This window comes from Azospirillum picis, from assembly GCF_017876115.1.
GTDB lineage: Bacteria > Pseudomonadota > Alphaproteobacteria > Azospirillales > Azospirillaceae > Azospirillum > Azospirillum picis.
Genome location: NZ_JAGINO010000035.1, coordinates 1 through 24,760, shown reverse-complemented (window position 1 = coordinate 24,760; position 24,760 = coordinate 1). Strand labels below are relative to the sequence as shown.

21 protein-coding genes are annotated in these 24,760 nt (G+C 62.0%); 7 read left to right on the top strand and 14 right to left on the bottom strand.

The annotated features are described in order from the left end of the window. Positions 1-55: 55 nt before the first annotated feature. Entirely contained in the window at positions 56-643 is a 588-nt protein-coding gene (locus tag J2850_RS29485; protein WP_209990558.1) for an NUDIX hydrolase, read from the bottom strand. A gap of 123 nt (positions 644-766) precedes the next feature. After that, on the bottom strand, positions 767-1,906 hold the full coding sequence (locus J2850_RS29480) for an acyltransferase family protein (RefSeq protein ID WP_209990555.1): 1,140 nt from the start codon (positions 1,904-1,906) through the stop codon (positions 767-769). Positions 1,907-2,214: 308 nt separating this feature from the next. Here J2850_RS29480 and J2850_RS29475 point away from each other — a divergent pair, with 308 nt between their 5' ends. Together J2850_RS29475 and J2850_RS29470 are read left to right on the top strand one after the other, a co-directional pair. Continuing rightward, complete coding sequence (locus J2850_RS29475) at positions 2,215-3,375, top strand: sialidase family protein (RefSeq protein ID WP_209990553.1); 1,161 nt, start codon at positions 2,215-2,217, stop codon at positions 3,373-3,375. 72 nt (positions 3,376-3,447) lie between these two features. Next, entirely contained in the window at positions 3,448-4,566 is a 1,119-nt protein-coding gene (locus J2850_RS29470) for an aromatic ring-hydroxylating oxygenase subunit alpha (RefSeq protein ID WP_209990550.1), read from the top strand. A 57-nt stretch (positions 4,567-4,623) separates the two neighbouring features. Here J2850_RS29470 and J2850_RS29465 read toward each other — a convergent pair whose 3' ends face one another. Both J2850_RS29465 and J2850_RS29460 read right to left on the bottom strand, forming a co-directional pair. Continuing rightward, a complete protein-coding gene (locus J2850_RS29465; RefSeq protein ID WP_209990549.1) occupies positions 4,624-5,187 on the bottom strand; it encodes a GNAT family N-acetyltransferase in 564 nt (187 codons plus the stop codon). Between the two features lie 37 nt (positions 5,188-5,224). Then, positions 5,225-5,989: an SDR family NAD(P)-dependent oxidoreductase gene (locus tag J2850_RS29460; RefSeq protein ID WP_209990546.1), complete on the bottom strand. Its 765-nt coding sequence runs from the start codon at positions 5,987-5,989 to the stop codon at positions 5,225-5,227. Between the two features lie 186 nt (positions 5,990-6,175). On the opposite strand from J2850_RS29460, the gene J2850_RS29455 reads away from it, so the two are divergent. The 3 genes from J2850_RS29455 (at position 6,176) to J2850_RS29445 (ending at position 10,320) form a co-directional block, all read left to right on the top strand. Further along, the gene (locus tag J2850_RS29455) at positions 6,176-6,742 is read left to right on the top strand and encodes a D-glycero-alpha-D-manno-heptose-1,7-bisphosphate 7-phosphatase (protein WP_209990543.1); all 567 of its coding nucleotides are present in this window, start codon (positions 6,176-6,178) and stop codon (positions 6,740-6,742) included. Positions 6,743-6,821: 79 nt separating this feature from the next. Beyond that, positions 6,822-7,916, top strand: coding sequence for a 3-oxoacyl-ACP synthase III family protein (locus J2850_RS29450; protein ID WP_209990539.1), 1,095 nt, complete (start codon positions 6,822-6,824; stop codon positions 7,914-7,916). Between the two features lie 40 nt (positions 7,917-7,956). Beyond that, on the top strand, positions 7,957-10,320 hold the full coding sequence (locus J2850_RS29445) for an HAD family hydrolase (protein WP_209990536.1): 2,364 nt from the start codon (positions 7,957-7,959) through the stop codon (positions 10,318-10,320). Positions 10,321-10,598: 278 nt separating this feature from the next. On the opposite strand, the gene J2850_RS29440 is transcribed toward J2850_RS29445, so the two are convergent. From J2850_RS29440 to J2850_RS29395, 10 genes are all read right to left on the bottom strand, one after another. Then, positions 10,599-11,513 (bottom strand): class I SAM-dependent methyltransferase, encoded by a 915-nt coding sequence (locus tag J2850_RS29440; protein WP_209990534.1) that lies wholly within the window; start codon positions 11,511-11,513, stop codon positions 10,599-10,601. 253 nt (positions 11,514-11,766) lie between these two features. Then, positions 11,767-13,050 (bottom strand): tetratricopeptide repeat protein, encoded by a 1,284-nt coding sequence (locus J2850_RS29435; RefSeq protein ID WP_209990530.1) that lies wholly within the window; start codon positions 13,048-13,050, stop codon positions 11,767-11,769. A gap of 240 nt (positions 13,051-13,290) precedes the next feature. After that, positions 13,291-14,100 carry a class I SAM-dependent methyltransferase gene (locus tag J2850_RS29430; RefSeq protein ID WP_209990527.1) on the bottom strand — a complete coding sequence of 270 codons (810 nt, stop codon included), beginning with the start codon at positions 14,098-14,100 and terminating at the stop codon, positions 13,291-13,293. 41 nt (positions 14,101-14,141) lie between these two features. After that, positions 14,142-15,050, bottom strand: coding sequence for a hypothetical protein (locus tag J2850_RS29425; protein ID WP_209990524.1), 909 nt, complete (start codon positions 15,048-15,050; stop codon positions 14,142-14,144). Next, positions 15,047-15,439, bottom strand: coding sequence for a hypothetical protein (locus tag J2850_RS29420; RefSeq protein ID WP_209990521.1), 393 nt, complete (start codon positions 15,437-15,439; stop codon positions 15,047-15,049). The genes J2850_RS29425 and J2850_RS29420 overlap by 4 nt, the downstream gene beginning before the upstream one ends. A 595-nt stretch (positions 15,440-16,034) precedes the next feature. Then, positions 16,035-16,925 (bottom strand): glycosyltransferase family 2 protein, encoded by an 891-nt coding sequence (locus tag J2850_RS29415; RefSeq protein WP_209990518.1) that lies wholly within the window; start codon positions 16,923-16,925, stop codon positions 16,035-16,037. A gap of 14 nt (positions 16,926-16,939) precedes the next feature. After that, positions 16,940-19,525: a hypothetical protein gene (locus J2850_RS29410; protein WP_209990515.1), complete on the bottom strand. Its 2,586-nt coding sequence runs from the start codon at positions 19,523-19,525 to the stop codon at positions 16,940-16,942. After that, positions 19,522-20,298 (bottom strand): hypothetical protein, encoded by a 777-nt coding sequence (locus tag J2850_RS29405; protein ID WP_209990512.1) that lies wholly within the window; start codon positions 20,296-20,298, stop codon positions 19,522-19,524. The genes J2850_RS29410 and J2850_RS29405 overlap by 4 nt, the downstream gene beginning before the upstream one ends. Positions 20,299-20,773: 475 nt before the next feature. Next, the gene (locus J2850_RS29400; protein WP_209990642.1) at positions 20,774-21,265 is read right to left on the bottom strand and encodes an RT0821/Lpp0805 family surface protein; all 492 of its coding nucleotides are present in this window, start codon (positions 21,263-21,265) and stop codon (positions 20,774-20,776) included. A gap of 114 nt (positions 21,266-21,379) precedes the next feature. Then, entirely contained in the window at positions 21,380-22,732 is a 1,353-nt protein-coding gene (locus tag J2850_RS29395; protein WP_209990509.1) for a nucleotide sugar dehydrogenase, read from the bottom strand. A gap of 627 nt (positions 22,733-23,359) precedes the next feature. Between J2850_RS29395 and J2850_RS29390 the strand changes: the two genes are divergently transcribed. After that, positions 23,360-24,508, top strand: a complete 1,149-nt coding sequence (locus J2850_RS29390; protein WP_246513747.1) for a sulfotransferase family protein — start codon at positions 23,360-23,362, stop codon at positions 24,506-24,508. Beyond that, positions 24,498-24,760 (top strand): phosphoadenosine phosphosulfate reductase domain-containing protein (locus J2850_RS31935; RefSeq protein WP_246513746.1); only part of this gene is annotated, 263 nt, incomplete at its 3' end. The genes J2850_RS29390 and J2850_RS31935, both read left to right, overlap by 11 nt.

Genomic DNA, 24,760 nt, shown 5'->3' with positions numbered 1-24,760 from the left:
GCACGCGCGTGAGGATGCAAGCGCGGGCGGGCGACGCCGCTCCTGGCTTGCTCGCTTATGGCTTGCCTGAGCGGCTGGCCGTGGCGAGCGCCCGGGCGATGTCGTCCTGCCAGACCATCCCCACCAAGGCGATCTGGGTCAGCAGGTGCATCTCGCCGCGGCCGATCGCCTGCAGCAGCTCATCCCGGGTCAGCAGCAGGATCTCGGTGTCCTCCAGGTCGTCGGCAACCGGTTCGGCGACCTGGCGGCACCCGGTGGCGTGGAACATGTGCGACCAGGCCCCACCCTGGTTGGCGTTGACCATATAGGCGCCGAGCCCGGTCCAGTGCTCCGCCTCCATCCCCGTCTCCTCCCTCAGTTCACGGCGGGCGGCATCCAGCGGAGCCTCGCCGGGTGACAGATGGCCGCCGGGAAAGACCAGCCCGACCCGCCGCGGTCCGTGGCGGTACTGGCGGTAGGTGACGATGCGTCCGTCCGCGGTTTCGGCAAAGATGCAGGCGAAGGACGGCATATCGAACTGGTAGTAGTCGTCGATCCGCCGCCCGTCCGGCAACTCCACCGTCTCCACCCGCACCTTCAGGAAGGGAGCGGCATCGAGCAGATCGCGGCTGGTGAGCACGGTCCAGGAGCGGTGGTCGGGCATTGATGATCCTTATCCGAAAGCGTCGGAGGCGTTGAGACGGGGGAGAGCACCGCGTCCAGATCCCTTGGGTGAGCGGGAGGATTCGGCACCGTCAGGTTTCAAGCCGCGGCGGCCAAAGCTGGATCATCCCTGTTCCGTGGCCTTGTCCGGGCTCAAGCGTGCTTTGACGACGGGCAGCCGTCCGATCAAGGCGAGCCACGGCCCCATGATGTATGGACGCTGTCGCAGGAGATGGCCGACCAGCGGCAAGCCGACGCCGAGCCCGACATAGACCGGCCACATCACCGTGACCTTCCAGGCGTACCAGATGGTGACATCACCGGCGGGAACGAGGCCGGTCTGGATCAAGGCGGCATTGATCAGGGTGAAGACGAACAGGTGATGCGCCATCACCGTCTTGCTGTGCTTGCCGACAAACGCGAACACAGCGCTGTGCTTGGTCTGGGCTAGCACAGCGGCCACGCTCAGCACGGCAAAACTGCCGAGCAATGCCGTCAGCATGTGGCGTCCGAAACCGGAAGGATATTGGCTCCACGCCATGGACATGGGCGTTACCGCCAACCCGACGACGCTTTCATACAAGGCAACCATCAGGACAAGCGCCGTCAGCGGCGAGCGTAGCCACCGCCAAAGCCAAGTGCTCGCAGAGTGCAAATAGCCCAGGATGACAAACCCGCATCCGACCAGGACCTGCGAGAGCAGATTCAGATAAGGCGCGTGCGTCTCTTGGAAGCGCGGCGCAAGCTTGGCCAAGCCGAGGTAGCAAAACAGTATGGCCACCGCCACCAGCAGTGCCGGGCCAGAGGCCCCGCGCAGGCGCGCCAATTGTTTGATGATAAGAAAGGCCAAGCTTCTGGCAAAGAACAAAGCGATCAAAAACCAGCCAACCAGGAAAAGCAGGGCGTCATGACCATTCCCGGTTAGCAGCCGGGTGGTGGCGTAGCGCAGCGAAAAGCCGGCTGGCGGCAAGAGGTGGATGCCATAGACGCTTTGAATGGCCCAGCCGATGATGGAATACACAAAGGTCATCGCGGCTGCGTACAACAACAGGCTTTTGGCGTGTGCGATGAGGGTCTGAGGCAGGCTGTATGTTGGGTTTAACCCGATCCCGCTGAGCAAGAAGAAAAGTGGCATGTGATAAATGTAGACGTTAACATGCTCAAAAACTGGAGCGGAGTTGTGTCCGATCACCACAAGAATTATACCAATCCCTTTGGCGACATTGACTTCCATCTTTTGAGTTTTGTCGATCGAACCGCTCATGGGTCTTCTCAAGAGGAAGCTTAATAAAGGCAAATTTTTACCAGCTCTCCCAATCTCCGGCAAGTTTTTTCCCTGTCTTCTGGATGTGCCCTGCGTGCGGCGCGGAGCAGGGAAAGTGGATGCTTCCTGTTGGGCCACATGGATTTGCGCGGGCGTCGAGACGAATTGAAGAGCTCGGTATTGAAACGGAGCGGCGCCGGACTCTCTCCACGTGAGGGGCGCCGACAGCGAGCGATCCGGCGGATGAGGCTCATGGCCGCCGACAACAGGGGGCATATGGTTGCCTGTGACGAGGAGATGAAGGGCTGATGGCCAAGAACGGTGTCGAGCATCGCGTGCTGTACCGCGACCCGCGCTTCTATGCCGCCTTCCCCTCCCTGGCGGCGACACCGGGAGCGGGGCAGGACGGAACGGTGCTGCTCGCCTTCCGCCGGGCGCGCGACCATCGCTGGCTGCGCGGCGCGGAGTACCGGGCGGGCGAGACCGGCTTCAACCATGTCGACCATCTGGATTCGCGCTCGCAGACCGTGCTGTTGCGGCTCGGCCCCGACGCCGAGGTGCTGGGCGAGCCGGTCGCCCTGCCGCCCGACCCGCAGGCGGCCGACCAGGATGCCAGCCTGCTGGTCCTGCGCGACGGCCGCATCCTGCTGGCCGGCTTCTGCTGGTACCCGGTGCCGGCAGCCGACGGGGAGGCGTTGCGCGCCCTGGGGCTCGGCCTGGCGGGCAGCCCGCTGAAGACCGGCGACCTCTACCTGTTCTGGGGCGGCTACAGCCGGTACAGCGACGACGGCGGCCGGAGCTGGACGCCGCATCGCGACCTGCCCCCCCTGCCCGGCCATCCCGACCTCGTTCCCGGCCAGCGGCCCTTCTACGGTGGGGCGGTGCGCGGCCGGGCGGTCGAGGCGCCGGACGGCACCATCCTGCAGACCGGCTACACCCACCACCCGGCGACCGGCCTTTATGCCAGCCATCTCTTCGCCTCCGCCGACCGCGGGGAGAGCTGGAAGCATCGGTCGGTCATCGCGTTCGATCCGGAGGCGACGGCCGGCTTCTGCGAGACGGCGCTGCATCTGGACGCCGACGGGGTGCTGCACGCCTTCCACCGCACCACCGGCCTGGACGACCATCTGGCGACCTCGCGCTCCGGCGATCTGGGGCATAGCTGGGAGCCGTGGCGCCGCCATGCCGTGGTCGGCCATCCCTATGACGCCTGCCCGCTGCCGGACGGCCGGCTGCTGTTGGTGGGCGGCTACCGCCATCCCCCCTACGGCATCCGTGCCCGCGTCTACGACCCGCGCCGCCAGCAGCCCGACGACGTGCCGGAGCTGGTGCTGCGCGACGACGGGCCGGCGCCGGACCTTGGCTACCCGTGGGCCGCCCTGCTGCCGGACGGCCGGGCGATGGTCGCCTACTACATCTGCGACGGCACCGGCCTGCGCGGCATCGAGGCGACGCTGTTCCGGCCGTGACGGCCAGGGCGGCCGCCTGCGACCCGCTGTGCCCTGGACCGGCCGGCGCCGCGCAGGCTACCCTTCGCCCCCATGGACCTTCCCGCCTTCACCCCCGCCAAGGCCGTTCCCGGCATCGCCCCCGCCGCCTACCACGACCCGGAGATCCTCCGGGTGGAGGAGGAGCGCATCTTCCGCCGTGCCTGGGTCTTCGCCGGCTTCACCGACGACCTCGCCCGGCCCAACGACTACCTGACCCGGCGGATCGGCGGGCTCGACGTCCTGGTCCATAATTTCGACGGCGAGCTCCGGGGCTTCCGCAACGTCTGCACCCATCGCTTCGCCCTGATCCACCGGGCCGGCCGCGGCAACGGCATGCTGCGCTGCGGCTATCACGGCTGGACCTTCGACCGCGACGGCGTGCCCTACGGCATTCCCGGCAACGAGGCGAACTTCGGCCTCGACCAGGCCGGCCGCTGCGACCGCGGCCTCACGCCGGTGGCGGTGGCGGTGTGCGGGCGGTTCGTCTTCCTGAGGGTGGCAGAGGACGGGCCGGGGCTGGAGGCGTGGCTGGGGCCTTATGCCGACGTCCTGCGCCATGCCTCGGAGATCTTCGTCCGCTCCTTCGACGAGCGGTCGATGGAGTGGGCGGCCAACTGGAAGATGGGGGTGGAGAGCGTGCTGGAGGTCTATCACGCCGACCTCACCCACCCCACCACCTTCCGCAAGCTGGTGAAGGGCGACTGGCGCTGCGATTATGCCGGCGCCCATTCGCGCGGGGTGACCGGCGTGTCCGACCGCAGCGCCCGCTGGTGGGACGGCGTGTCCGGCCGCCTCGGCTTCCGGCCCAGCCCGCTGCTGCGGGACTACGATCACCTGCACATCTTTCCCAACCTGGAGATCGGCTTCACCCGCGGGGCGGTGATGAGCGTCCAGACCTATGAGCCGCTCGGCCCCGACCGCTGCGCCCTCAGCCTCCGCCTGTTCCTGGCCGATCCCGACGGCGACGCCGGCAAGGGCGGGGCTGCCGCCCGCCGCCTGATCGAGCAGGGGGCCTGCGACCTCAACGTCGCCCTGCTGCGCGAGGACCAGGAGGCGTCGGAACTGGCCTTCCGGGGCTGCCGCCAGACCGCGCGCCCCGCCCTGCTCGGCCTGAACGAGGAACGCATCCAGCAGTTCCATGCGGTGTGGCGGGCCATGACGGGGGCCTGAGGCGGTCGGAAACGGGGCCGCGGGACTCTGGTGGCCGAGGGGCCGCGGCTCACGCCGTCAACGCCACTCCCGGCCGTCCATGTCCTCATACACCTTGAAGCGTTCCCGCACCGCCAGCCAGTCCTCGGCCAGCATCTCGAAGACATGCAGGTCGATCTCCTGCCCGTCCTTCACCACCTGGCGCTTCAGCACGCCGACCGGGCGGTAGCCGATCATCGGCTGGCCCTTCAGCAGGCGCGGGCTGTTGGTGCCGAGGATGTGGTTCACCACCTTGCGCAGCCCCATGGTGAAGAAGATGTGGTTCAGCATGTAGGCGAAGTTCAGCGGGGCGGCGCCCTGGCGTCCGGCGCGCTCCCCCATCAGCACGCCGATGGCGGCGATCCTCCAGGCCGGCTCGGTCACGGTGATCGAGACGTGGCCAGCCGGCTCGCCGTCGACGCAGAGGATGCGGTGGACATAATCGTCGCGTTCGGCACAGCGCCGCAGCCACGCCTTCTGCCGCTCCACGTCGTAGGGCACGCTGGTCAGCATCTGGCCGGCGATGTCCGGCCGGGTGCGCCAGTCGAGCAGCAGCCGGGCATGCTCCTCGGTCGGTTCGATGAAGGTGAGGCCGTTGTTCATGCCGCCACTCCGGGCTGATCCACCATTGCAGGCCGGCTCAGGCGGTGCGGCCGCCGTCGACCGTGACGATCGACCCGGTCATCCAGCGGCTGGTGTCGGCGAGCAGGTAGGCGAGCATGTGGGCGATGTCGTCGGGATGGCCGAAGCCCAGCGGCTGCAGCGTGCGCAGATGCTCGTACTGCTCGGCGGTCAGCTTCTGCCTGCCGCGTTCGATCAGCTCGGTCTCGACGATGGAGGGGACGACGCAGTTGACGCGGATGCCGTCGCCGAGCAGCTCCACCGCCAGCCCCTTGGTGGCGGCGATGATGCCGCCCTTGCTGGCGGCGTAGACGACGTTGCCGGGTGAAGCCGCCGTGGCGGCGGTGGAGGAGATCAGCGCCATCGCCGCCCGCTCGGCATGGCAGCCCTTCTGGCGCAGCCCGCGGGCGAGCGCCAACGCGCTGCCCAGGTTGGCCCGCATCACCTCGTCGAAGAAGCCGGCGGAGAAGATGCGCACCGGCCGCAGGGTCTGGATGCCGGCGCAATGCGCGATGCCGTCGAAGGGCCCGCCATCGGCGGCGAGCCCCTTCAGCCAGCCCGGCACCGCGTCGAGGTCCGACAGGTCGAAGGCGGCGGCGGCATGCCCCTCCCCAACCAGCCGTTCCAGGCTTTCCGTCAGCCGGCCTTCGTCGCGGCCGTTCAGCACCAGCCGTGCCCCCAGCCGCGCCAGCACCACCGCCGTCGCCCGGCCGATCCCGGCCGAGGCGCCGGTCACCAGGATGTGGCGGCCGGTCAGGTCCATGGGGTTGTAGGCGGCGGTCATGGCGGTGCGGATCCGGTGCTGTGGCGGGTGGCGGGCGACCATAGCACGGGATCGGCAGGTCCGCCGCCGGTCCGTCGCTGCGGCCTTTTGAAAGGGATGCGTCTCCGCCCGGTCCCGCTCTCTGGCGGCTCCGCCGGGGATCGCCTATGGTGGCGCCTCCGGTCCGACCAGCCGAGCCGTTTCGCCATGCCGCTTCCCGCCAGTTCCTCCGATGCCCCGACCGCAGCCGCCCGTCGTCCGGCCGCGTTCCTCGATCGGGACGGGGTGCTGAACGTCGATCGCGGCTATGTCTGCCGCCAAGCCGAGTTCGAGTGGGTCGAGGGGGCGATCGACGCCGTGCGGCTGCTGAACCAGCGCGGCTATCACGTCTTCCTCATCACCAACCAGTCGGGCGTCGCCCGCGGCTATTACGGCGAGGCGGAGGTGCGGGCGCTGCACCGCTGGATGGGCGAGGAGTTGGCCCGCCACGGCGCCCGCCTCGACGATGTCCGCTACTGCCCCTACCATCCCGACGGCGTCGTCGCCGATTACCGCCGCGTCTCCGACTGGCGCAAGCCGGCGCCGGGGATGATCCTCGACCTGATGGCGCACTGGCCGGTCGAGCGGGCCGGCAGCTTCGTGGTCGGCGACACCCCCACCGACCTGGAAGCGGCCGCGGCGGCCTGCCTGCCCGGCCATCTGTTCACCGGCGGCAGCCTGCTGGAACGGATCCGTGGCATCCTGGACCGGGATGCCGGCGACGGGAGGCCGTAATCAATCTTCCGGAAACCAGTTCCACGCCACTCTCGGGAGGGATGGTGCAGGGGCACGAACACGCGAAGGACAAGACTCCATGAAAGCCGTCATCGAGGGCATCCGGATCGCCGGCCTGCGCGCGGTGGTGCCGCCGCAGCGCCATTCCTTCGTCGAGGATCCCGGCCCCTTCACGGTGGAGGAGGCGCGCAAGCTGGCCGCCACCATCGGCGTCCAGGAGCGCCGCATCCTGCCCCCGCCCTATTGCGCGTCGGACCTCTGCCTTGCCGCGGCGGAAGGGCTGATGGAGCAGCTCGGCTGGGATCCGGCGACGGTGGAGGTGCTGGTCTTCGTCTCGCAGGATGCCGACTATGTGCTGCCGGCCACCGCCTGCATCATGCAGCACCGGCTGGGGCTGCCGACCAGTGCGGCGGCTTTCGACGTGCCGCTGGGCTGCTCGGGCTACGTCTACGGCCTGTGGATCGCCGCAAGGCTGCTGGGCGGCTCCTCGGCCAAGCGGGCGCTGGTGCTGTGCGGCGACAACCCGACCCGCCACCTCCACCCGGAGGACCGCGCCACCCTGCCGCTGTTCGGCGACGCCGGCTCCGCCACCGCGCTGGAGGTCGACGAGGCCGCAGCCCCCATTCCGGTGGTGACCGGCACCGACGGCGCCGGCGCGCCGCACATCTTCGTCAAGGCCGGCGGCAAGCGCCACGGCCTTATCCCTGCGGTGGGGAGCGGCGGACGGATCGCCGATGAGGCGGAGGCCGCCCAGTTGGAGCGGGACTCGCGTTTAACCCTGAACGGGGCGGAGGTGTTCTCCTTCACCCTGCGCGCCGTGCCGCCGCTGCTGCGCGAGGCGATGGAGCATGCCGGCACCGATGTCGACGGCATCGACCGCTTTATCCTGCACCAGGCCAACGCCTTCATGCTGGAGCATCTGCGCAAGCGCATCAAGGCTCCGGCCGACAGGTTCGTCATCGATATGCAGGGCTTCGGCAACACCAGTTCCGCCTCGATTCCGCTGGCGATCTGCCACAGCATGGGGGCGCAGGTAGCCGCCGGGCCGGTGAAGACGCTGATGGCCGGGTTCGGGGTCGGCTGGTCCTGGGGGGCGATGGTGGCGGAACTGGGGCCGATACCGGAGCCGCGGGTGGTGGACTTGCCAGAGGGGTATCCGGTGCTGGCGGTGTGAGATGAGCAGGCAGGGTACTGATAGCGGGATCGCAGAGCGCATGACTGCCGACTTTTTCCCATCATTCGATCACTCTGAGTTAGCGGATGCCGTCGTCGTATCATGCGACGTGTTCGACACGCTCCTGCTGCGGCGTGTGTCAAGTCCTGCTCTGGTATTCAATGCCGTTGGACAGGAGGCCGTGGCGCGATGTCTGGTTGATTCCAGCCTCACTCCACCATTGTTCCGCTTGGCCCGACAGGAGGCGGAGCGCCGCGTCCGTGCTGAGGCCCCAGGAGGAGAAGCGACGCTCGCTGAAATTTACCGACGGCTTAACCCAAGAAACTCTGAAATCCTTGTGGAACTGGAGCTGGAGGTCGAGGCGGCTCTGATCTACGCCAATCCTCTTATCGTAAAAGTTCTTGAGGCACTGGCTCGCCAGGAGCGGACCGTTGTCTTGCTGTCGGACATGTATCTGACGACAGAGCAGATAAGTCATCTGCTGCGTCTGGCCGGGATTGGGGACCACCTGTATCACACACTTTACGTGTCGAACGAACATGGCTGTTCAAAGCGAGACGGGAGACTGTTTCAACGGCTCTTGTGTGATTATCCAGCCGTGACACCTTCGCAGATTCTCCACATCGGTGATGATCCAATCGGCGATGTGGCCATGGCGCGGGCTGCTGGATTGAGGGCTATTCATTATGTTCCCAGCGCTACTCTGTCGCATCATCATGATCGCGAGCGGATCATCAGCGGTCTGGGGGCTGTGGCGCTTCCGTCAAGACGTTTGGTGTCTTTAGCCGGTCGCAACGATCCCGAAGACCAAGCGCCATGGCTAGAGTTCGGCAGCTTGGTTCTGGGGCCTGCTGTGGTTGAATATTGCCGGTGGGTCGTTGAGAATTGCCACCAGCGTGGCATCGGTCTGATCGCGCCACTGATGCGCGAAGCAGCTGTCTTCGCTCCCCTGATGCAGGATTGGATCCGGCATCGCGGCTACGACATTGGCGTTGTACCGCTTCATGTTTCCCGTCAAGCACTGACGCCGCTGGAGTTCTGCGACATCAATCATGACAGTGCGCGAGAAACTCTGAGTGCAAAGCCACACATGGTTTGGAATTGGCTGCTGGAGCAAGCCGGTGGAACAGTACCCCAGAGTCTCTCATCTCTGACCGGACAGACGTTAGAAATGCTGGCGGGCCAGAAACTGGCCTCAGGTGCGTTTGCATTGGAGACGGTGCTGGACCTGTTCGATGATCCGGCTCTGCGCAAAACGGCGGCAGCGCGGGCCGTGGAGCGGAAGGCTTTGATCCTGGAGCATTTGGCGGACCGACTGGGCAAGAACGGGCCTGTGGCTCTCGTGGACCTGGGTGCCCGTGGCAGCACACCGGCCGCGTTGGCCAAGCTGGTGCACAATGGGAAGACCCGTTTCCATATTTATCTTTGCTATGCAGTTAATGATTTGGCAAACGCCTTCGTGGATGGGCTGCACGTCAGTGTTTATGTTAGCGGATCGGAGCGCAGTCTTTCTATGGGGCGCATCCTCTACCGCAGCCCTCAAATCCTGGAACGCGCTTTGACCGGTCTGGCGGGAACCACCCTTGGGTACGAACGCAATAATCTGGGGAGTTGTACACCGAAAACGGCTGTTCCGCCCGCTCTTGGACAAGAAGCGGTATCCCTGGAATGGCTGCAAGCGGGGATTCGTCGTTATGCGGCGTTGGTTTTTGCGACGGCTCCGTCTTCCGGCGCTTTCCAACCCTGCCCCGGAGACGAGGCGCTGCTGCCTTTAACGGCAGCTCTCATGATGCCGACCATTTGGGAAGCGGACGCCTTGGGCGGGCTGTCCTATGATCAAAACGACGGTGTCGAAGGGGAGCGCGTGATCTGTGATACCACGGCGCTCAACATGGTACGCCCCCTGGCAGACATGAAGGATGGGCCGGTAATGGGGCTGGCGCTTGGCTTGCGTCCGGTTCGGGTGCCCTGGCCACAGGGGGCGTTGACCCGTCTTGATCCGGCCGTCTTTCGGCGGCCTGCAGACATGCTTGGGATTGAGGTCGGTCATGCTCCGGTCTGCCGCGCCTTGGTCGCTCGTCTTCTGGGGTCTGGGATGAGGCGTGTGGTCGTTCTGGCAGTGGGAGGTGATGGCGGCATGGGACCGGACTTTATCCGTATTGCCCGGGAGGAGGGGCTTGAACTGGTTGCCTATGCCGATCTTATGGGGCATTTGATGTCTTCGCCTCTGTTCCATGGCGTTCCGGTTGCAAGAATGGATTGCTTGGCATCTCTGGCGTCAACGCCTTTGGCTCTCGTCACCTTAGGCTATGCCGAGCGCTTGGCGGAATTGGTTCGCCAGCAGTGTGTGCCTATGGGCCTGACACCAACAATCGTGGCACTTGCACGGCCTGATCTGGAGTGAACCGCGCCGGTATTTCCGGAGGCCGGCGCGGTTCAATCTGTCGTATTGTTGGCCGCTTGGCCCGCCGGCTGATCGAACCCTCAACCGTCATCGCCCAGTCGACGTGGAGGCGATGCCATCAAGCATTCGCCTACCAGGCCCATCACAGAAAAACGAAACTGCAATGTTATACAAAGTGATGGTTGGGTTTTATTAATAATCATTCCCGAAACTGCCCCAATATTCCGCGCCGATACACAGTCTCCGCCGCGATGAGCTCCTGCAGTCCATATACTTATCTACTTCAAGCGGGTAGTATTTGGATTGGGATATTGATCATTGGCTTGCAAGTTAATTGTTGGGCACATTGCCTCTCGCCTGTCCGGATCGGGTAGATACTGTGTGCCATAATATGGAACAGCGCCTACTGCTGCGGCGTGTGCCGAGGAGTACGCTACCCAGAAGGCACGGTCCTGCCATTTCCATTCAGGAATAGGAGCAAGTGGACGTGTGATTTGCGCGAATCCTGCTGCGATTGCGAGATTCGCAAGTGAACGTTCAGTTGGCCAAAAAGAGTGATTGTTCTCAGCGGATGCCCACAACTTTTCGGATTTGCGCGCTTGATCGCTCGGGGCATGCTCGACGATGGACTTACCAACAACCTCAAGCCCAGGGACTGGGCTATACTGCTCATTGGCCTCCATAGCCACATGGGTATCAAATACAGTGATTCCTTGGCAAGAGGCATTAAGCGATTGCATAAAGTGCAAAATCTCGGGAGCGTCTACGTGATAAAGCGTACCCGCACATACAATCAGATCAAAATTTCCAAGGTTAAGATCAGCGAGGCGAAGCATATCACCCTGAACAAAGGTGACGCGTTGAACATCTAACGCATTGGCGACAAACCGTGCTTTTCGGATGCTCTGCTCACGGATCTCGAGTCCTATGACCTCGCAGCCAGCTTGGGCAAGCGCAATTGCTATGCCTCCTTCGAGGCATCCAAGATCTAAAGCCCGAATAGAAGAGGTTGGTTTTCCTAGCGCAAGCTGAGCACAGCGAAGTGAAAACATCGCCCGGTTTCTGGTCCACGTAGAAAATTGGCCAGGCATAGTCTCAACTCCACCAGGCAACTCAAAGTAATGTGCGGTCCAAGGGCCATCTTCACGGACAATGTCTTCAAACCCGGATCGAATGCTGTTGGCTATAGACATTTACTACTCCAATACAAACAGGGAAGAACGGCGCTGGGAAATGAAAACACGCCCCGATCGCCAAACGACGCTTACCTTTTCCAGTCATGGCCCGACTGGTACAAATCTCGATACCGTGACGTTCAAGCATTCATCTACCGATATGCATCGGCGTAATGCTAATGATCCACACGATATATTGACTTCTTACCTTAGTCTATCGAGCTTAACGATACGGTACTGATGGAAGCCCGGACTCTTCCGACCAGCTTGGCTACAGCATTGTCACCGGACAATCCAATCTCACCTCGGCAAAGAGAGCTGTCAGGGGGGCCAGATGATTGGGGTGGAACCGGGCGCGCAGCCAGAAAAGAACACGGTCTTTTGGCTCCGTTGCGGCGATTGCCGTTTGGAGTACTGCGCGGGCCAATTCAGGGCGATTGGCAACAAGCAAAGTGATGACCTGCGGCACAGCAACGAGTGGAGTCGCTGCGGCATCCGGAACCTTGGATCGCGCTTCTTCGCCTTGAGCGATCGCCTCCTCATGCCGTCCAGCCTGCGCCAGCAGCATCGCCAACTCAGCCTGAGCAACAAAATGTCCAGGAAGGCATCGCAGCGTTCGTTGGAAAAACTCTGCTACAGCAGCGCTGTTTGTGCCAGAGCAGGCGTAGCCGAGGTGTAACCATCCGACCGGCCGTGCTGGATCAAGGGCGATGGCTTGGCGCAGGACACGTTCTGCGCCAGAAAACTGGCCAAGCATAATGCGTGCACTACCCAACAAGACAAAAAGTGCTGTCCAATCGGGATCCATCTCAATCCGTTCTTCCAGAAAGGACACGCTCTCCTGAAAACGAAACTGATTGAAAAGCAGATTTGCCGCATGCCAGTCGAACTCGGGGCGGCGATCCGGCGGCGACAGCCGGGCAGCTTTCATCGCGTATGTCGTCGCTTTCCTCCAATCGCCGTCCTCTATCAGTCGCAAGCACAACTCACCCAGGAAGAGAGGGTTGTTCCCCTCATAGCCGATCATGCTCCGAAGAGCTGTTGCCGCACCGTCTGGATCGCCGGCACTTCTGTATTGCAGGACACGGGCAAAACGAATTTCGGCAGCGATCTCCTCTGCTTGCAAACGCAGGGCCGGAGGCCAATTGGCCGTTGCTTCCAAACTCTGGAGAGCCTCCTCGGATCGCCCGACCGCCATCAGTTCTTTGCCCCGCCGTAGCAGTGCTTCGGTGGACCAGTCAGGTGATAGGGTCTTGGCGGTCAATTCCGCCGCCTCGGCTTCGCTCACGCGGCCCTCTGCACGCAGCAGCATGGCCAGTTCGGCATATGCGGGGATCATCCTTCCATCAGCGGCAATGGCATGGTGCAGGTGCTCGATAGCGGCTGAGGCATTTCCTTCCCGAGTGATGGCACGAGCCATGGAGTAATGATAATTTGACAGCGCGTCGCGCCGGATGGCGGTACGCCAAGCGTCGTAATTAATCTCCGCCGTCCCGACAGTCTCGTCTGCGGTCATTGTTGCCTCTTCGATCAGCCGATCAAACTGCTTTACCATTTCCGCATCTTACGTGCTTCGCAAGAATTTCCATCTATGTCATCAGCTCCATCCCGAGTAGGACAAAATGTCAGATAAAATGCATGCCATAAATATGCTCGATATAGCGGCTAAAAATATAGATAAGTTTTGTCCTATCTTGGGTGCTCTTACCCAATTTAGATGACTTTTATTTTTTCCTGCCTTCAAACTTGGTAGGAAGATCCAGTATTCCCTAGACACCATACGCTTTCAAATTTTCTATGCGGCGCTCACCGGCTTTTGAACCAGGAAAAGATCCTGGTAAATACGGGCGTTGGGCTTATGTGCCCACGATCCCGGTTCACTGTGAACGATCTCCAGGTTGGCCTCGCTGACTATTTCCTGCACCCGTTCACTGCTAAAGCCTGCAAAGAAATGTTGGCGGGCATAGGCGTGCCAGACGCCGGGCTCCTCTTCTGTCACGGCACGGTGTTGGCCGGATGCTTTAACAAAGCGGTGGAAAGCCTCATCAATGACGAAGAAGGTCAGGTAAGCGAACCCGCCCGGTTTCAGCACACGTGCCAGCATGTGCAGGTATTGTCGGGCGTCGGAGCGCGTCAGATGGGTAAAAACCGACAACGCAAAAGCAGCATCGAAACGCGCATCAGGAAGAAAATTCAAGTCGAAGTTGTTCTTCGCCGTGTTTCTAGCGTCTTCGAAATAGTAATTGTCTTGAGCCGCTATGGTCTGAAAGTGAAAGTTCGGGCGTCGTGCAGTGATGGTGTTGCGGCACCAGGAAACGCCGTCCTCCCATACATCGAAGCCAGCATACTCTGCTGCAGGAGCAAGATAGCGCTCGAAACCGAGGGCCAGCCGACCGCAGCCTGATCCGATGTCGAGGACGTTGCCTTCCAACGGAACTTGGCAGAAGCGTATGATATCGCCCGTGTAGAAGGCCATATTATCGATAAAATGCTGCGCATCGTTGCTGCCAATCGTTTGCATCATGGGAATGGGGGGGAGGGACGCAGGCGGGTTGCTCCGCAGATTGTCGGCAATGGTTTTGGCAGCTGCATTGAAATCAAGCATGGGGGTTCTCGCGCGAAACGGGATCGAACATGACTGGCAAATCATGAGGCCTCCACCAGGAATCGATCAATGGCGCTCTGCCTGGGCACAGCGCTGATTTCTGGTGAGGGTGGAACCGGAGACACCCCCAACACATATTCTTGATATCTTTGGTCGGGAGCGCTCTTCAAAGCGCACGCAATTGCCGCGTCCAATTCTACCGCAGCATCCTCCAACAAGGTGCCGGCCATTCGCACCCGTTCTTCGTAGAGCGCGCGCGCAAATCGGAGCAAGTCCATGTCCATCGCAAAGTGAGATTTTGCGGCGGCGTACGCTTCAGGTGCAATCGGTGTTTCTGGGCTGACGTTGCGCACCGCATATGCCACCGTCTTCCAACCAAGCGCCTTGCCGATCAGTAGGACCGACCGCGTGAAGTCATCAGCAAAACCAAAGGCGGCAAAACCCAGCAGGCGTTCTTTGGCGATCGCCAGCTCCGCGGTGGACACCGGCGTCAGCCTGCTCGCCCGTGTGTCCACGTCAAGAATGTCTGGGCCACCGGTCAGATAGCGGGTTATTGTGTTCTCGAAATAGGGATCGGTTTCCGGATAGGTGGCCCACCTGTCCAGCGATAGTCGACCGCTGGCGAACTCCCCATGAAGCGGATGGTAGGGCGATCGAAGGCCATACTTGATTTCTGAGAAATGCCGCTCTACCGGATCGCGAAACAGAGTAACGTAGCGGACGCCGGGCAGGCTTCCCATCAGCCCTTCGTGCACACCGTACGGGACGTGTCCCTGGATCAGGCGATAGCGCGCTTTGTACTCCGGCGGTGTGGCGCGGAACCAGTCCAACTCCGGGCGATAGCCGGCGAAGCTGATGATATCAGCGCTGGAATAGTTCTGCGCGAACAGCGTGCGGAGGCTGGAGCCGCCGCATTTTGGAATGTGCAGATAAATGTCAGTCGTACTCACAGGCGGCAATCCAAAGTATTATCGCAGGTGTGCATGATATCCGCGGTCACCATGCCCATGTTTGTATTGATGTCGCAGGAAAAAGGCTGACCACGCAGAGAGCGCATCAAGCGGGCATAGTGGGGATGCAGGGTCTGCTCGCCAAAGAAACTAAAGTTTACGCTGCGCGCCGTGCGCCGGCATTCATCAATGGTTCTTTCGAACACTGCGTTCTCCATATAACCGTAAGATCGGTCATAGGGCGCACCGGCTGGTTGCTTTACCTTTTGCTTGCGGAAAGATACCGGACAGATCGGGCCGCGGAAGTTGCAGACATTTGTCAACTCAATGCTGACGGCCATTTGCTCGCTGTCGGCAAACGCGCGTGAAATGGGGAGGGCTTTGGTCACGAAATCCTTCGACTGAAGCCAAGCTAACAATTACCTCCGACAGCGATGCTATCGGCTTCAACGGCCATGGGTGGAAACGCATCCACCTTTTCCGCAAGCGCAGAATAGCCCAGACGGTTGCTCCCTGAAAGAGATAGTTTGTTCGGCATCATTGTGGGATGGATTTGATTTCCATTTCTTGGGCAGTTGGATAAGCCTGGTTAAACGGATGCAAGAGACTAAGCTAATGGCGGAGGATCTGTAGAAATATCCAGTAAGCATAAAGAGACCGAGTGCCTTTCAGCGCCTGGAAGCGACATATAATTTCGCCCGCTACCGGCAATTATGATTTTTTTTATTATTCTTCCCTCCTCGTGCTCTGACAACATCTGAACTGCGTTTCAGTGGATTTAGGATGCGTGTTCGTGTGATGTGAATTGCCCTATAACACCCCTATTCTTCAAAGAATAGAGCTTTCAGGAAAACCGAGGAAAACAGGGCTTACATCGCTTGTTGGATCAGCCTTCCCGTTCCTGGACCCATCAGGCGGCCCCCCGCCGGTTACGGACAGGGGGAAAAGCTCTGGCAATGAACTCGCCGCAAAAGAGACTTCTTCTCAGTCTTCCGGGTGGCTGCTGATCGCTGTTTCCAGCGTGTCGATCCGTTGGCTGATGCGTGAGGTGGTGTGGGCGAGGTTGCGTCCCATGGCCAGCAGCATGCCAAGCCCGATACGGCCAGCCTTCACGTCTTCACGCAGAATGTGGTTGCGGTAGCGGCAATCGATAACCGCATGCTGCGAAAGGCCGGTGGTCACCGTATTGCCAAGATGGCCTTGGCCATCCGGCACCGCAAGGCGGAGATGGTAGTTGGCTAGGGTCTCCGGCAGCAAAGCAATCTCACCTTGGAGCAGGATGCGCAGGTTGAAATCCCAGTCCCCCAATACTGGTAAGCTTTCATCGAAGCCGCCGAGAGCCTCATAGGCACGGCGTCGAAACAAGAAGGAGATTGGCGGAAAGCGGTTGTGTTCACAGAGGTCCGACAGATAGATCGCCCGTAACTTATCATTGTAAGAGTCGATTGAAACGGTAACGGGCTCGCCAGAGGAGATGTCCTCGATGATGCGTGCACTGTAGGTTACGACACCGAGTGGGTGTGGATTGTTGTCCAAAAAATGAACTGTCTTTTCCAGGAACGCGGGATCCCAACTGTCGTCATCGTCATGGATGACAATATAACGGCTGTCAACGCGGTTGATGCCATCGTTGGAGGCCGCTTCCATGCCGATGGACGCTTCGCGATTCACCAGCAGAGCGCGCAACCCGTTGCGCTGGGCTGCCTTGACCTCTCGCTCAGGCACCGCCGGATCGCCGGCGTCATTGACAACCACCCAGACGAGATCTCGGAAGTTCTGCGCTTCCACACTGGCGCGGGCACGCGGCAGGAACTGCGGGCGATTCTTGGTGCGGGTGACGATGGTGACGGTGGCGGTTGGTTTGCTCTCGGGCATGATGGTCCGTCTGGTCAGGAGCGTTGGGCGAAGGGCAGATACAGGGTGCCGAGGGCAGCACCAGCCGTTTCCAAAGTACGGCGGATTTCGCGCCCGTAACCCGGCGAGACGATGATGAAGGCACGGTTCCGGTTGGGGCGCAGACGCTCGCGGCCCAATATCGGAACCTCGCACATCATCTCCAGGGCACCGATCGGCAGGTGGTCATAATAGCCCGCAATCGGAATTCCAGCCGCACGCAGCGGTGGCAGCAGCAGCGGCGCCAGTCCCTGCAATCCACCGGCGCCGCACAGCACCAGTTCGGAGAAGCCGTCGCGCCGCGCTTGGTCGGCCAGCGTCAGGGCCAATTCAACGCGGGCATCATCAATGCTGCGTTTCTGCTGAGCAATGACACCATTCTGTTGATTGATGAGGTCGACATGCTCCTGCCAAATTGAGCCAGACAGATTGAGGGTAGCAAGCAGGCGCAGTCGATTCATCTCCATGGTTGCGGCCAGCGGACGGACGCGGTCGACCAACACGCGCAGGTCGGCAAGCGCTGCGGCAAGGCCTTCCGTGACCCGGTCGCGCCGCCATGCCACTCCCATTCCGTACAGGCAGGGCAACCAGAAGAACGCCCATGCGGGGTTAGCGGCCACGAAGTCTTCGACAGCGGTCAACACGCCGTTACGGGGGCCGCCGTCGCTGGCGGCAATCCCTTCCATCACTCCCTCGTACGAGAGACCGAACTCCGGCGGATCGGCGGGGTCAAGCAGCGGCATGCGTAAGCCGTGGGCCAGCCTACCCTCGGTAACCGTAGCCGGGATGGTGGATAGGCCATAGAACATGTCGCGCCTGCCATTGGGCCAGCCGACATCGTGTAGGAAAAGGACCAGCGGTTCTTCCGGATGGGCGTCGGAGAGGCGTGCGATGGCGGTCAATTCGGCGGTGACAGTATGATGGTTGTGGTCGCCGTCGACAAAATAGACATTCGCGAAAGGCCCATGCTCCAGATAGCGCTCTGAAATCTCCGGGCACAGGGCGACGTGCTCTGGCGGCTCCATACCAAGGGTCTTTGGGCTCGCCACCGGATCGACCACGGCCAGGGTTGCGCCGTGGTCTCGGCACCAGGGGACGAGTGCCCGCGTCAGCGCGCCCGCACCCATTCCAATCTCGCACACCGCTTTCGGCTGGGCGGCCTCCAGCACGGGATCAATGAGCGGGAGGAAATTGACCATCGAATCGACGTTTAGGGTCGTCTGCGCTGTTTCTGGAACGGGCAACAGGTCACGCGCCGCAGCCGAGAGGCGCGGCAGGATCGGTTCATGCTCACTGAGGGGCAAGGACAGGGACATGTTGTGCTCCAGGCTCACGGTTTGGGACGCGGAAGCGGCAGGTGATGCTGGGGGCGCCATGTCTCCGGTGTGACGCCGACATCGCCATTGATAAAGCCGGCGCCTCCAGGGAAATTCCAAGGCGATCTGGCCTTCCGTCCATAGGCTGTGGGCTATGTTGCGCTGCTTGCCCTCCGGATCCATGGCGGGAGGGAGCAGCACCGGGACCAGCAATGTCTTGCCGAAGTCAGCCGAGCGCACAGGCACCGTCAGTAAAGGCGCTTCTGCTGCTGCCGGGTAACGGATGGCCCGTTGCAGACGGCGGGCGGCGCCAGCCGCAGCGTGGACGATATGGCCAGGGTCAAGGCACCGGCCTGCCCCACGTCCCTCCAGATAAACGGAAACGCCACGTGCCATCGGCTCATCGTCTGACGGGGCGACAATCCCAGCCGGCGGCACGCCAGTTTCCGGTAGGCATTGGCCATTTTCATCGCGGCGAAACCCAGTCGCGCTCGGCCATTTGATCTCACACAGACCTTCGATCAGGTGACGGTGGCGGAACACGGCGGTTATGGGGCTGCGCGGGTCATAGCCCTCACCTTCTGCCATCAGCCCGACAATATGGGCGAAGACAGGCGGCGGCGGCCGGCCGTAATTGTAGCGGCCGAAGAACAGGGCGCGGATCGTCTGTTCCGGCACTGCAGCCTTGAGTGCTGCCACGATAGAGCCGGACCAGCCGGTGTCGACCGGCAGCAGCGTCTTTGGTCGGCTCCCGTTGCAGGCGCCCCGCAGATGCTCGCGCAGAAGAGTGTTCTGCTCGCCAAAATAATTTGTCAGCACCGTTCCGGCAGCGTTTCGTGTCGCGAGCGCGCGGCAGAAGGTGTCGGCGGTAAAAGAACGACGCAACGCGTCCTCCTCTGTGACGCTGCGCCAGTCCTGCCATACCGCCTCCGGCAGGATACAGCGCAAGGCGTCCTCGGTGCTCCAGCCCGAAAACTCCGCGGCAATTTGGGCGGCCATGTGATTGGGAGCGTTCTTCAGGCCCGCCTTCATAACCACCAGACGCGAAATATGAATGGCACCGGTGGGCACTGGAGAGGTCAGCCCATGCGCTTTGAGGAACAGCCCGTACCAGTGGCCGAGTCTCAGGCCACCCCGCGCCACGAACAGCGCTGCCCCGTTGCCCTCGCGGTAAACCGAGAGATGTGCATAGAGCCGATAGCAAAACAGCGCAAAGATGGGGCCAAGGGTATCTCGCCCAAATGCATAAGGGTCACGGATGGTCATGCTGCGATTCCGTGCAGAGCGTGAAAGGCGGTTCTCCACATCCTGGTCAACCCCTGCCAGGCCGGCTGGCGGGGCGTATGGATCGCGCGAATACCTGCCGTCTGCGCCTGATGAACGTCGGCCAGCTCATTGTCCCCACAATGAGCAACGACCTCGGGGGCTACACCGAGATCGTCAAGAACGGCGCGGTAAAGCAGTCCGCTTGCCTTACCGAAACCGAAATCGGCACTGCTGTAGACGCGGTCGATCAGACCGTTTGGGACGCGCCGCTCCACCAGTCGTCGCAGTGTTTCTCCTGGCAGATACATGTCGGAGATACAGATCACCTGGCGGCTTGCTTTGCGGGCGCGCTCTAGGATGCCGACCAGCACCGGGTTGGGGCGCAGCACAGTGACTTCATACTTCTGTTCCACGTCTAGAAGCTGGGCGACGAGCGCCGGGTCGGCAGGAAGACCGAGCAGATGAAGCATGGTGCCGGCGATGTCTGCATAAGTTGCCTCACGTATGCCGCTCACGGGCTGGCAATGGCGATATACCGCCCGAGCCGCCTCCAGCCGCACCTGCATCAGTGTGCGGGCATTGATGCCCGGGGCGTGACCGGTGTCACGCAGAACTCGGAGTTGACGGCGGGCCATGTCGAGAAAGCGGTGTGGTTCTGGTTTTAGGCCTCGTAGAAGCAACGTATCAAAAATATCGACCGACGCCACTGCTGTTACTGGAGCCTGTACCTCCGCCTCGTAAAGCCGGAAGGCGTTGCGGTCAATCCAATCCATATCGTCCGGTACTCCATTCTTCAGAATGCCGCGGCATGAGATCATAGGAAATAGATAGAGATTTTATTTTCGTGAATAATCCTTTAAAGCCCTCCAAATTTTACCTCAAAAATTTTCTTCTCAGAACTCGGGGGGGGGTACTTTCTCCCGCAATACAGTCACTGATGCCGTCTTTTTCATACGAGTTCATGAATTTTATAGCATGAAATTATTTCTTGAAAAATCATGGCGCACCATAAAGAATTCTGCTAGAAAATGATGGGCTATTCTATACAAAACCAAACGAGTAAATCGTTTCTATTGATGAAGATTTGGGGGAAATAACTTTTGTTGCAAAGATTGATTTTCTAGTTTTGTCTGATAATTTCTTCCAGGTACAACCCGATGGGGCTGTTTCAGCAGAAGCCCACAACATCCCGTGATCAGCCTAAGGGCGTCAGACTGGACCTGAGGTGATGGAGAAGGGAGGACTCCCCTAGCCCACGATCTTCCACGCCCCGTCGGGCTGGCGGCAGGCGGTGCCGAAGGCCTGCTCGCTGCGGCCGCCGACGACGATGGTCTGCTGGAACTCGCGGCAATAGGCTCCGGACCCGTCATAGCCGTCGCGTACCGGCACGACGACACCCTGGTTGCCCGACTGCGGGTTGTTCCAACTGATCCGCTGGCCGATCGGCGCGGTGTAGGCGCGGGTGGCGGCCTGGTCAGCATAGGCCTGGTCGGCACGGTCGAGCGAGGCGCCCAGTTCCCGCCCGGCGAAGGCGCCCAGCAGCGTGCCGATGCCGACCGCCACCAGCTTGCCCGAGCCGCCGCCGAAGCGCGAGCCGATCAGGCCGCCGGCCACCGCGCCGCCGACGGTGCCGAACCCCTCCTTGCTGCCCATCGAGCCGGTCTGGCAACCGGCGAGCAGCGTGGACAGCGCGAGCACCGCAACGGCGGCGCAACGGGTGAAACGGCTGTGGGCGGGCATCGGCAAGCACTCTCTTCCTTCGGCTGGTCTGTCGCTCGATTATAGCGCAGGCGCTGCCGTTTGTGCAGCCGCCTCTCCCGGCCGGCGGCGACGGGCCGCTCCTCAGCCCAGCCCTCAGGCCTTGACGATGCGGTTGGCATAGCCTTCGACACCGCGCATCGCATTGCGCGTGTCGACGATGAGCGGGCAATGGGCGGCGAGGCTTTGATAGTCGACGCCGTCATGGTCGGTGACGATCACCGCCGCATCGAAGCCGGCCAGCACCGCCGGCCTCCAGGCGACCGAGGTGCGGCCGGCGAGCGCCGCGTGCTCGCGCGTCACCGGCAGCACCGGGATGTAGGGGTCGTGGTACTCGACGGCGGCACCCCGCTCCAGCAGCATCTCCATCAGCCGCAGGCCGGGCGACTCGCGGCTGTCGTCGACGTTCTTCTTGTAGGCCATGCCGACCAGCAGGAGGCGCGCGCGGCTGAGCCCCAGGCCGCAGCGGCGGTCGAGCGCCTGGGCGAGCCGGTCGACGACATGACGCGGCATCATCGTGTTGACCTCACCCGCCAGTTCGATGAAGCGGGTGGAGATCTGGTACTCGCGCGCCTTCCAAGTCAGGTAGAAGGGATCGATCGGGATGCAATGGCCGCCCAGGCCGGGACCGGGATAGAAGGGCATGAAACCGAAGGGCTTGGTCTTGGCCGCCTCGATCACCTCCCAGATGTCGATGCCCATCGGCTCAAAGACGACCTTCAGCTCGTTCACCAGGGCGATGTTGACCGAGCGGAAGATGTTCTCGGTCAGCTTGGTCGCTTCCGCCGCGCGCGTGCTCGACATCGCCACCACCTGCGGCACCACCTGCTCGTAGAGCGCCACCGCCAATGTCCGGGCCGCCTCGCCGTCGCCGCCGACCACCTTGGGGATGGTGCTGGTGGTGAAGGTGATGTTGCCGGGATCCTCGCGCTCGGGCGAATAGGCGAGGAAGAAGTCGCGCCCGCTGGCCAGCCCGGCCTCCTCCAGGATCGGCCGCATCACCTCCTCGGTGGTGCCCGGCCAAGTGGTGGATTCCAGCACCACCAGTTGCCCCGGCCTCAACCGGTCGCGGACGAGGCGGGTGGAGGCCTCCACGAAGCTCAGGTCCGGCTCGCGCTGCGGCGACAGCGGCGTCGGCACGCAGATGATGACGGCGTCGCAGGCCTTGAACCCGGCCGGGTCGGCCGTCGCCTGGAAGCGCCCCGTCGCCACGGCGGCGGCGACGCGGTCATCGGCGATCTGGCGGATGTAGGAACGGCCGCTGTTGAGCGCCTCGACCTTCGCCGGGTCGATGTCGAAGCCGGTGACGGGAAAGCCGGCCCCGGCCAGGGCCAGCACCAGCGGCAGGCCGACATAGCCGAGCCCGATCACCGCGATGCGCGCCTGGCGGCTCCGATAGGCGGTCTCAAGAGCCGGGATGTCGAGGCCGGCTGCGGTCGCTGAGGTCATCGTGCCGTTTCCATGTCGAGGCGTCGCACTCAAGAGAAAGGGCCGGCAGCTTGGAGGAGGTCATGCCTGCACCTGCCGGAAAGGTGACGGGACACCGTGGTTTCCCGCAATCATCCTTTCAGTGCAAGCCTGCTCGGAGCCGGTTGGGCGCAAAAGCAACGCTCCTGGCCGGTGGCAACTCCCTGACGCCAAGCGGCTTCCGGTGTTCTTTGAGGGTACCTTGCGAAGCCTGCTCACCGCATGGGAGAGGTTTTCCGCCAGCGGTTGAGGTAGACACTATCCGAAATATCGGATTGCTAGAGAAAACTTTTAGATTTTCGGACATTCCGAGGAGCGTGGAGAGAAGTCTAAAATAATTATCTCTCATTATTCAGGCTAATTCCCTCGAAAACACTTGAGACCCGAACAAATCACGCCTCAACCACCATTAAGTCGATTTCCATCGCGCCTTATTCGCTGGAAATATAAAATCTTCCGTTAGGAGCGATCCCTTGCATCACGCCCGCTCCACCATTGGATGGGTTGCAGGATCATACTTAAGAATAGAGACCCAGATCCCTATTAGACCTAAAAATCCTCAATCGATAGGGCCATAACAAGGCTTGGCTGTGGCGGTCGCTTCATTGGATGGCCGCCGAAGGACCTGAACACAAGCGGGCAATACCCCGAAGGTTCGAAGAAGTCTGGCACAGAAGTGCCGAAAAGGAGGCTTTTGTGTTTTGGAATGCGAAGACCCTGACAGCCGATCACTACGCCACATCTCTTAAGAATCATTTTGGTGATGGCGTCACTCATCGCCTGCAGAAGGAGATTGGGTTTGTCGGGAAGCGGCTTCTTCGGCTCCCTAGCACGGAGCAGTCCAGCTTTTTCGATCCCTGGTTCTCGGAAGAGAATGCCCGTCACCTGAGGGAGGTGGCGCGATCGATCCGGGGACTGCCGCGGGAGGGGGCTTCGGCCGATGCGCCGGCCGGCGAACGCCGCGCGCCGCGCATCGTGTTCCTGCACGGGGTGATGCCGCGCAGCGGCACCAACTATCTCCAGAGCCTGCTCGAACTGCACCCCGACGTGGCGGTCAACCCCTATGGGATCCGGGAACTGCCCTTCCTCAACACCATCGAGGAGGCCCGCCTCTACGAAGGGCGCTTCTACCGGTACTACCATCGCAATCGGGATTGCATCCGCGACCTGGAAACCTTCTGCTACATGGTGAGCGGCTTCCTTCGCCGTGTCGAGGCCGACTTCCCCGCCGACAAGACCGTGGTGATCAAGTCGCCTCACACCCGGATGATGCGGTATTTTCCCTACCTGTTCCCGGCCGAGCAGTGCCTGATCGTGCTGCGCGAAGGCAAGCGGGCGGTGCAGTCCACCATCGACACCTGGCCGTTGCGCTTCCTCGGCCGCACCTTCGCCGACGTCTGCCGCGAATGGAGCTTCGGCACCGCGGCGGCGCTGGAGGCGCAGAGCCGGATGAGCCCCGATGCCTGCCGCCTGATCCGCTTCGAAGATGCGGTGGCCAACCCGGATGGGGCGGCGCGCGATCTGCTGCATTTCCTGAAGCTGGATGAAGCGCGCTACCCCTTTGAGCGTATCAGCGAGCTTCCCATCCTGGGATCGTCCCGCGCCTCGCGCCACAACGGCGAAGTGAGCTGGACCCCCGTCAAGAAACCCGAAGGCTTCGACCCATCGAAGCGCCCGATCGAATGGCCGCGCAAGCGTCAGACGGTGTTCGACGCCGTGGCCGGAGAGATGCAGAAGAAGGCCGGCTATGCTGCTTGAATCCCTGCCCGACACGCTCGTCCCGCGGCACGCCACCGCTCCCGAGCCCGTTGCCGCCGAGCCCGCCGTTCCGCTTTCCAGGGACCGGCTCACCCATCTGCAGAGGCTGGAGGCCGAGAGCCTCCACATCATGCGGGAGGTTGCGGCACAGTTCCAGAACCCGGTGATGCTGTACTCGGTGGGCAAGGACAGCTCGGTGCTGCTGCACCTGGCGATGAAGGCGTTCTACCCGTCCAAGCCGCCGTTCCCGCT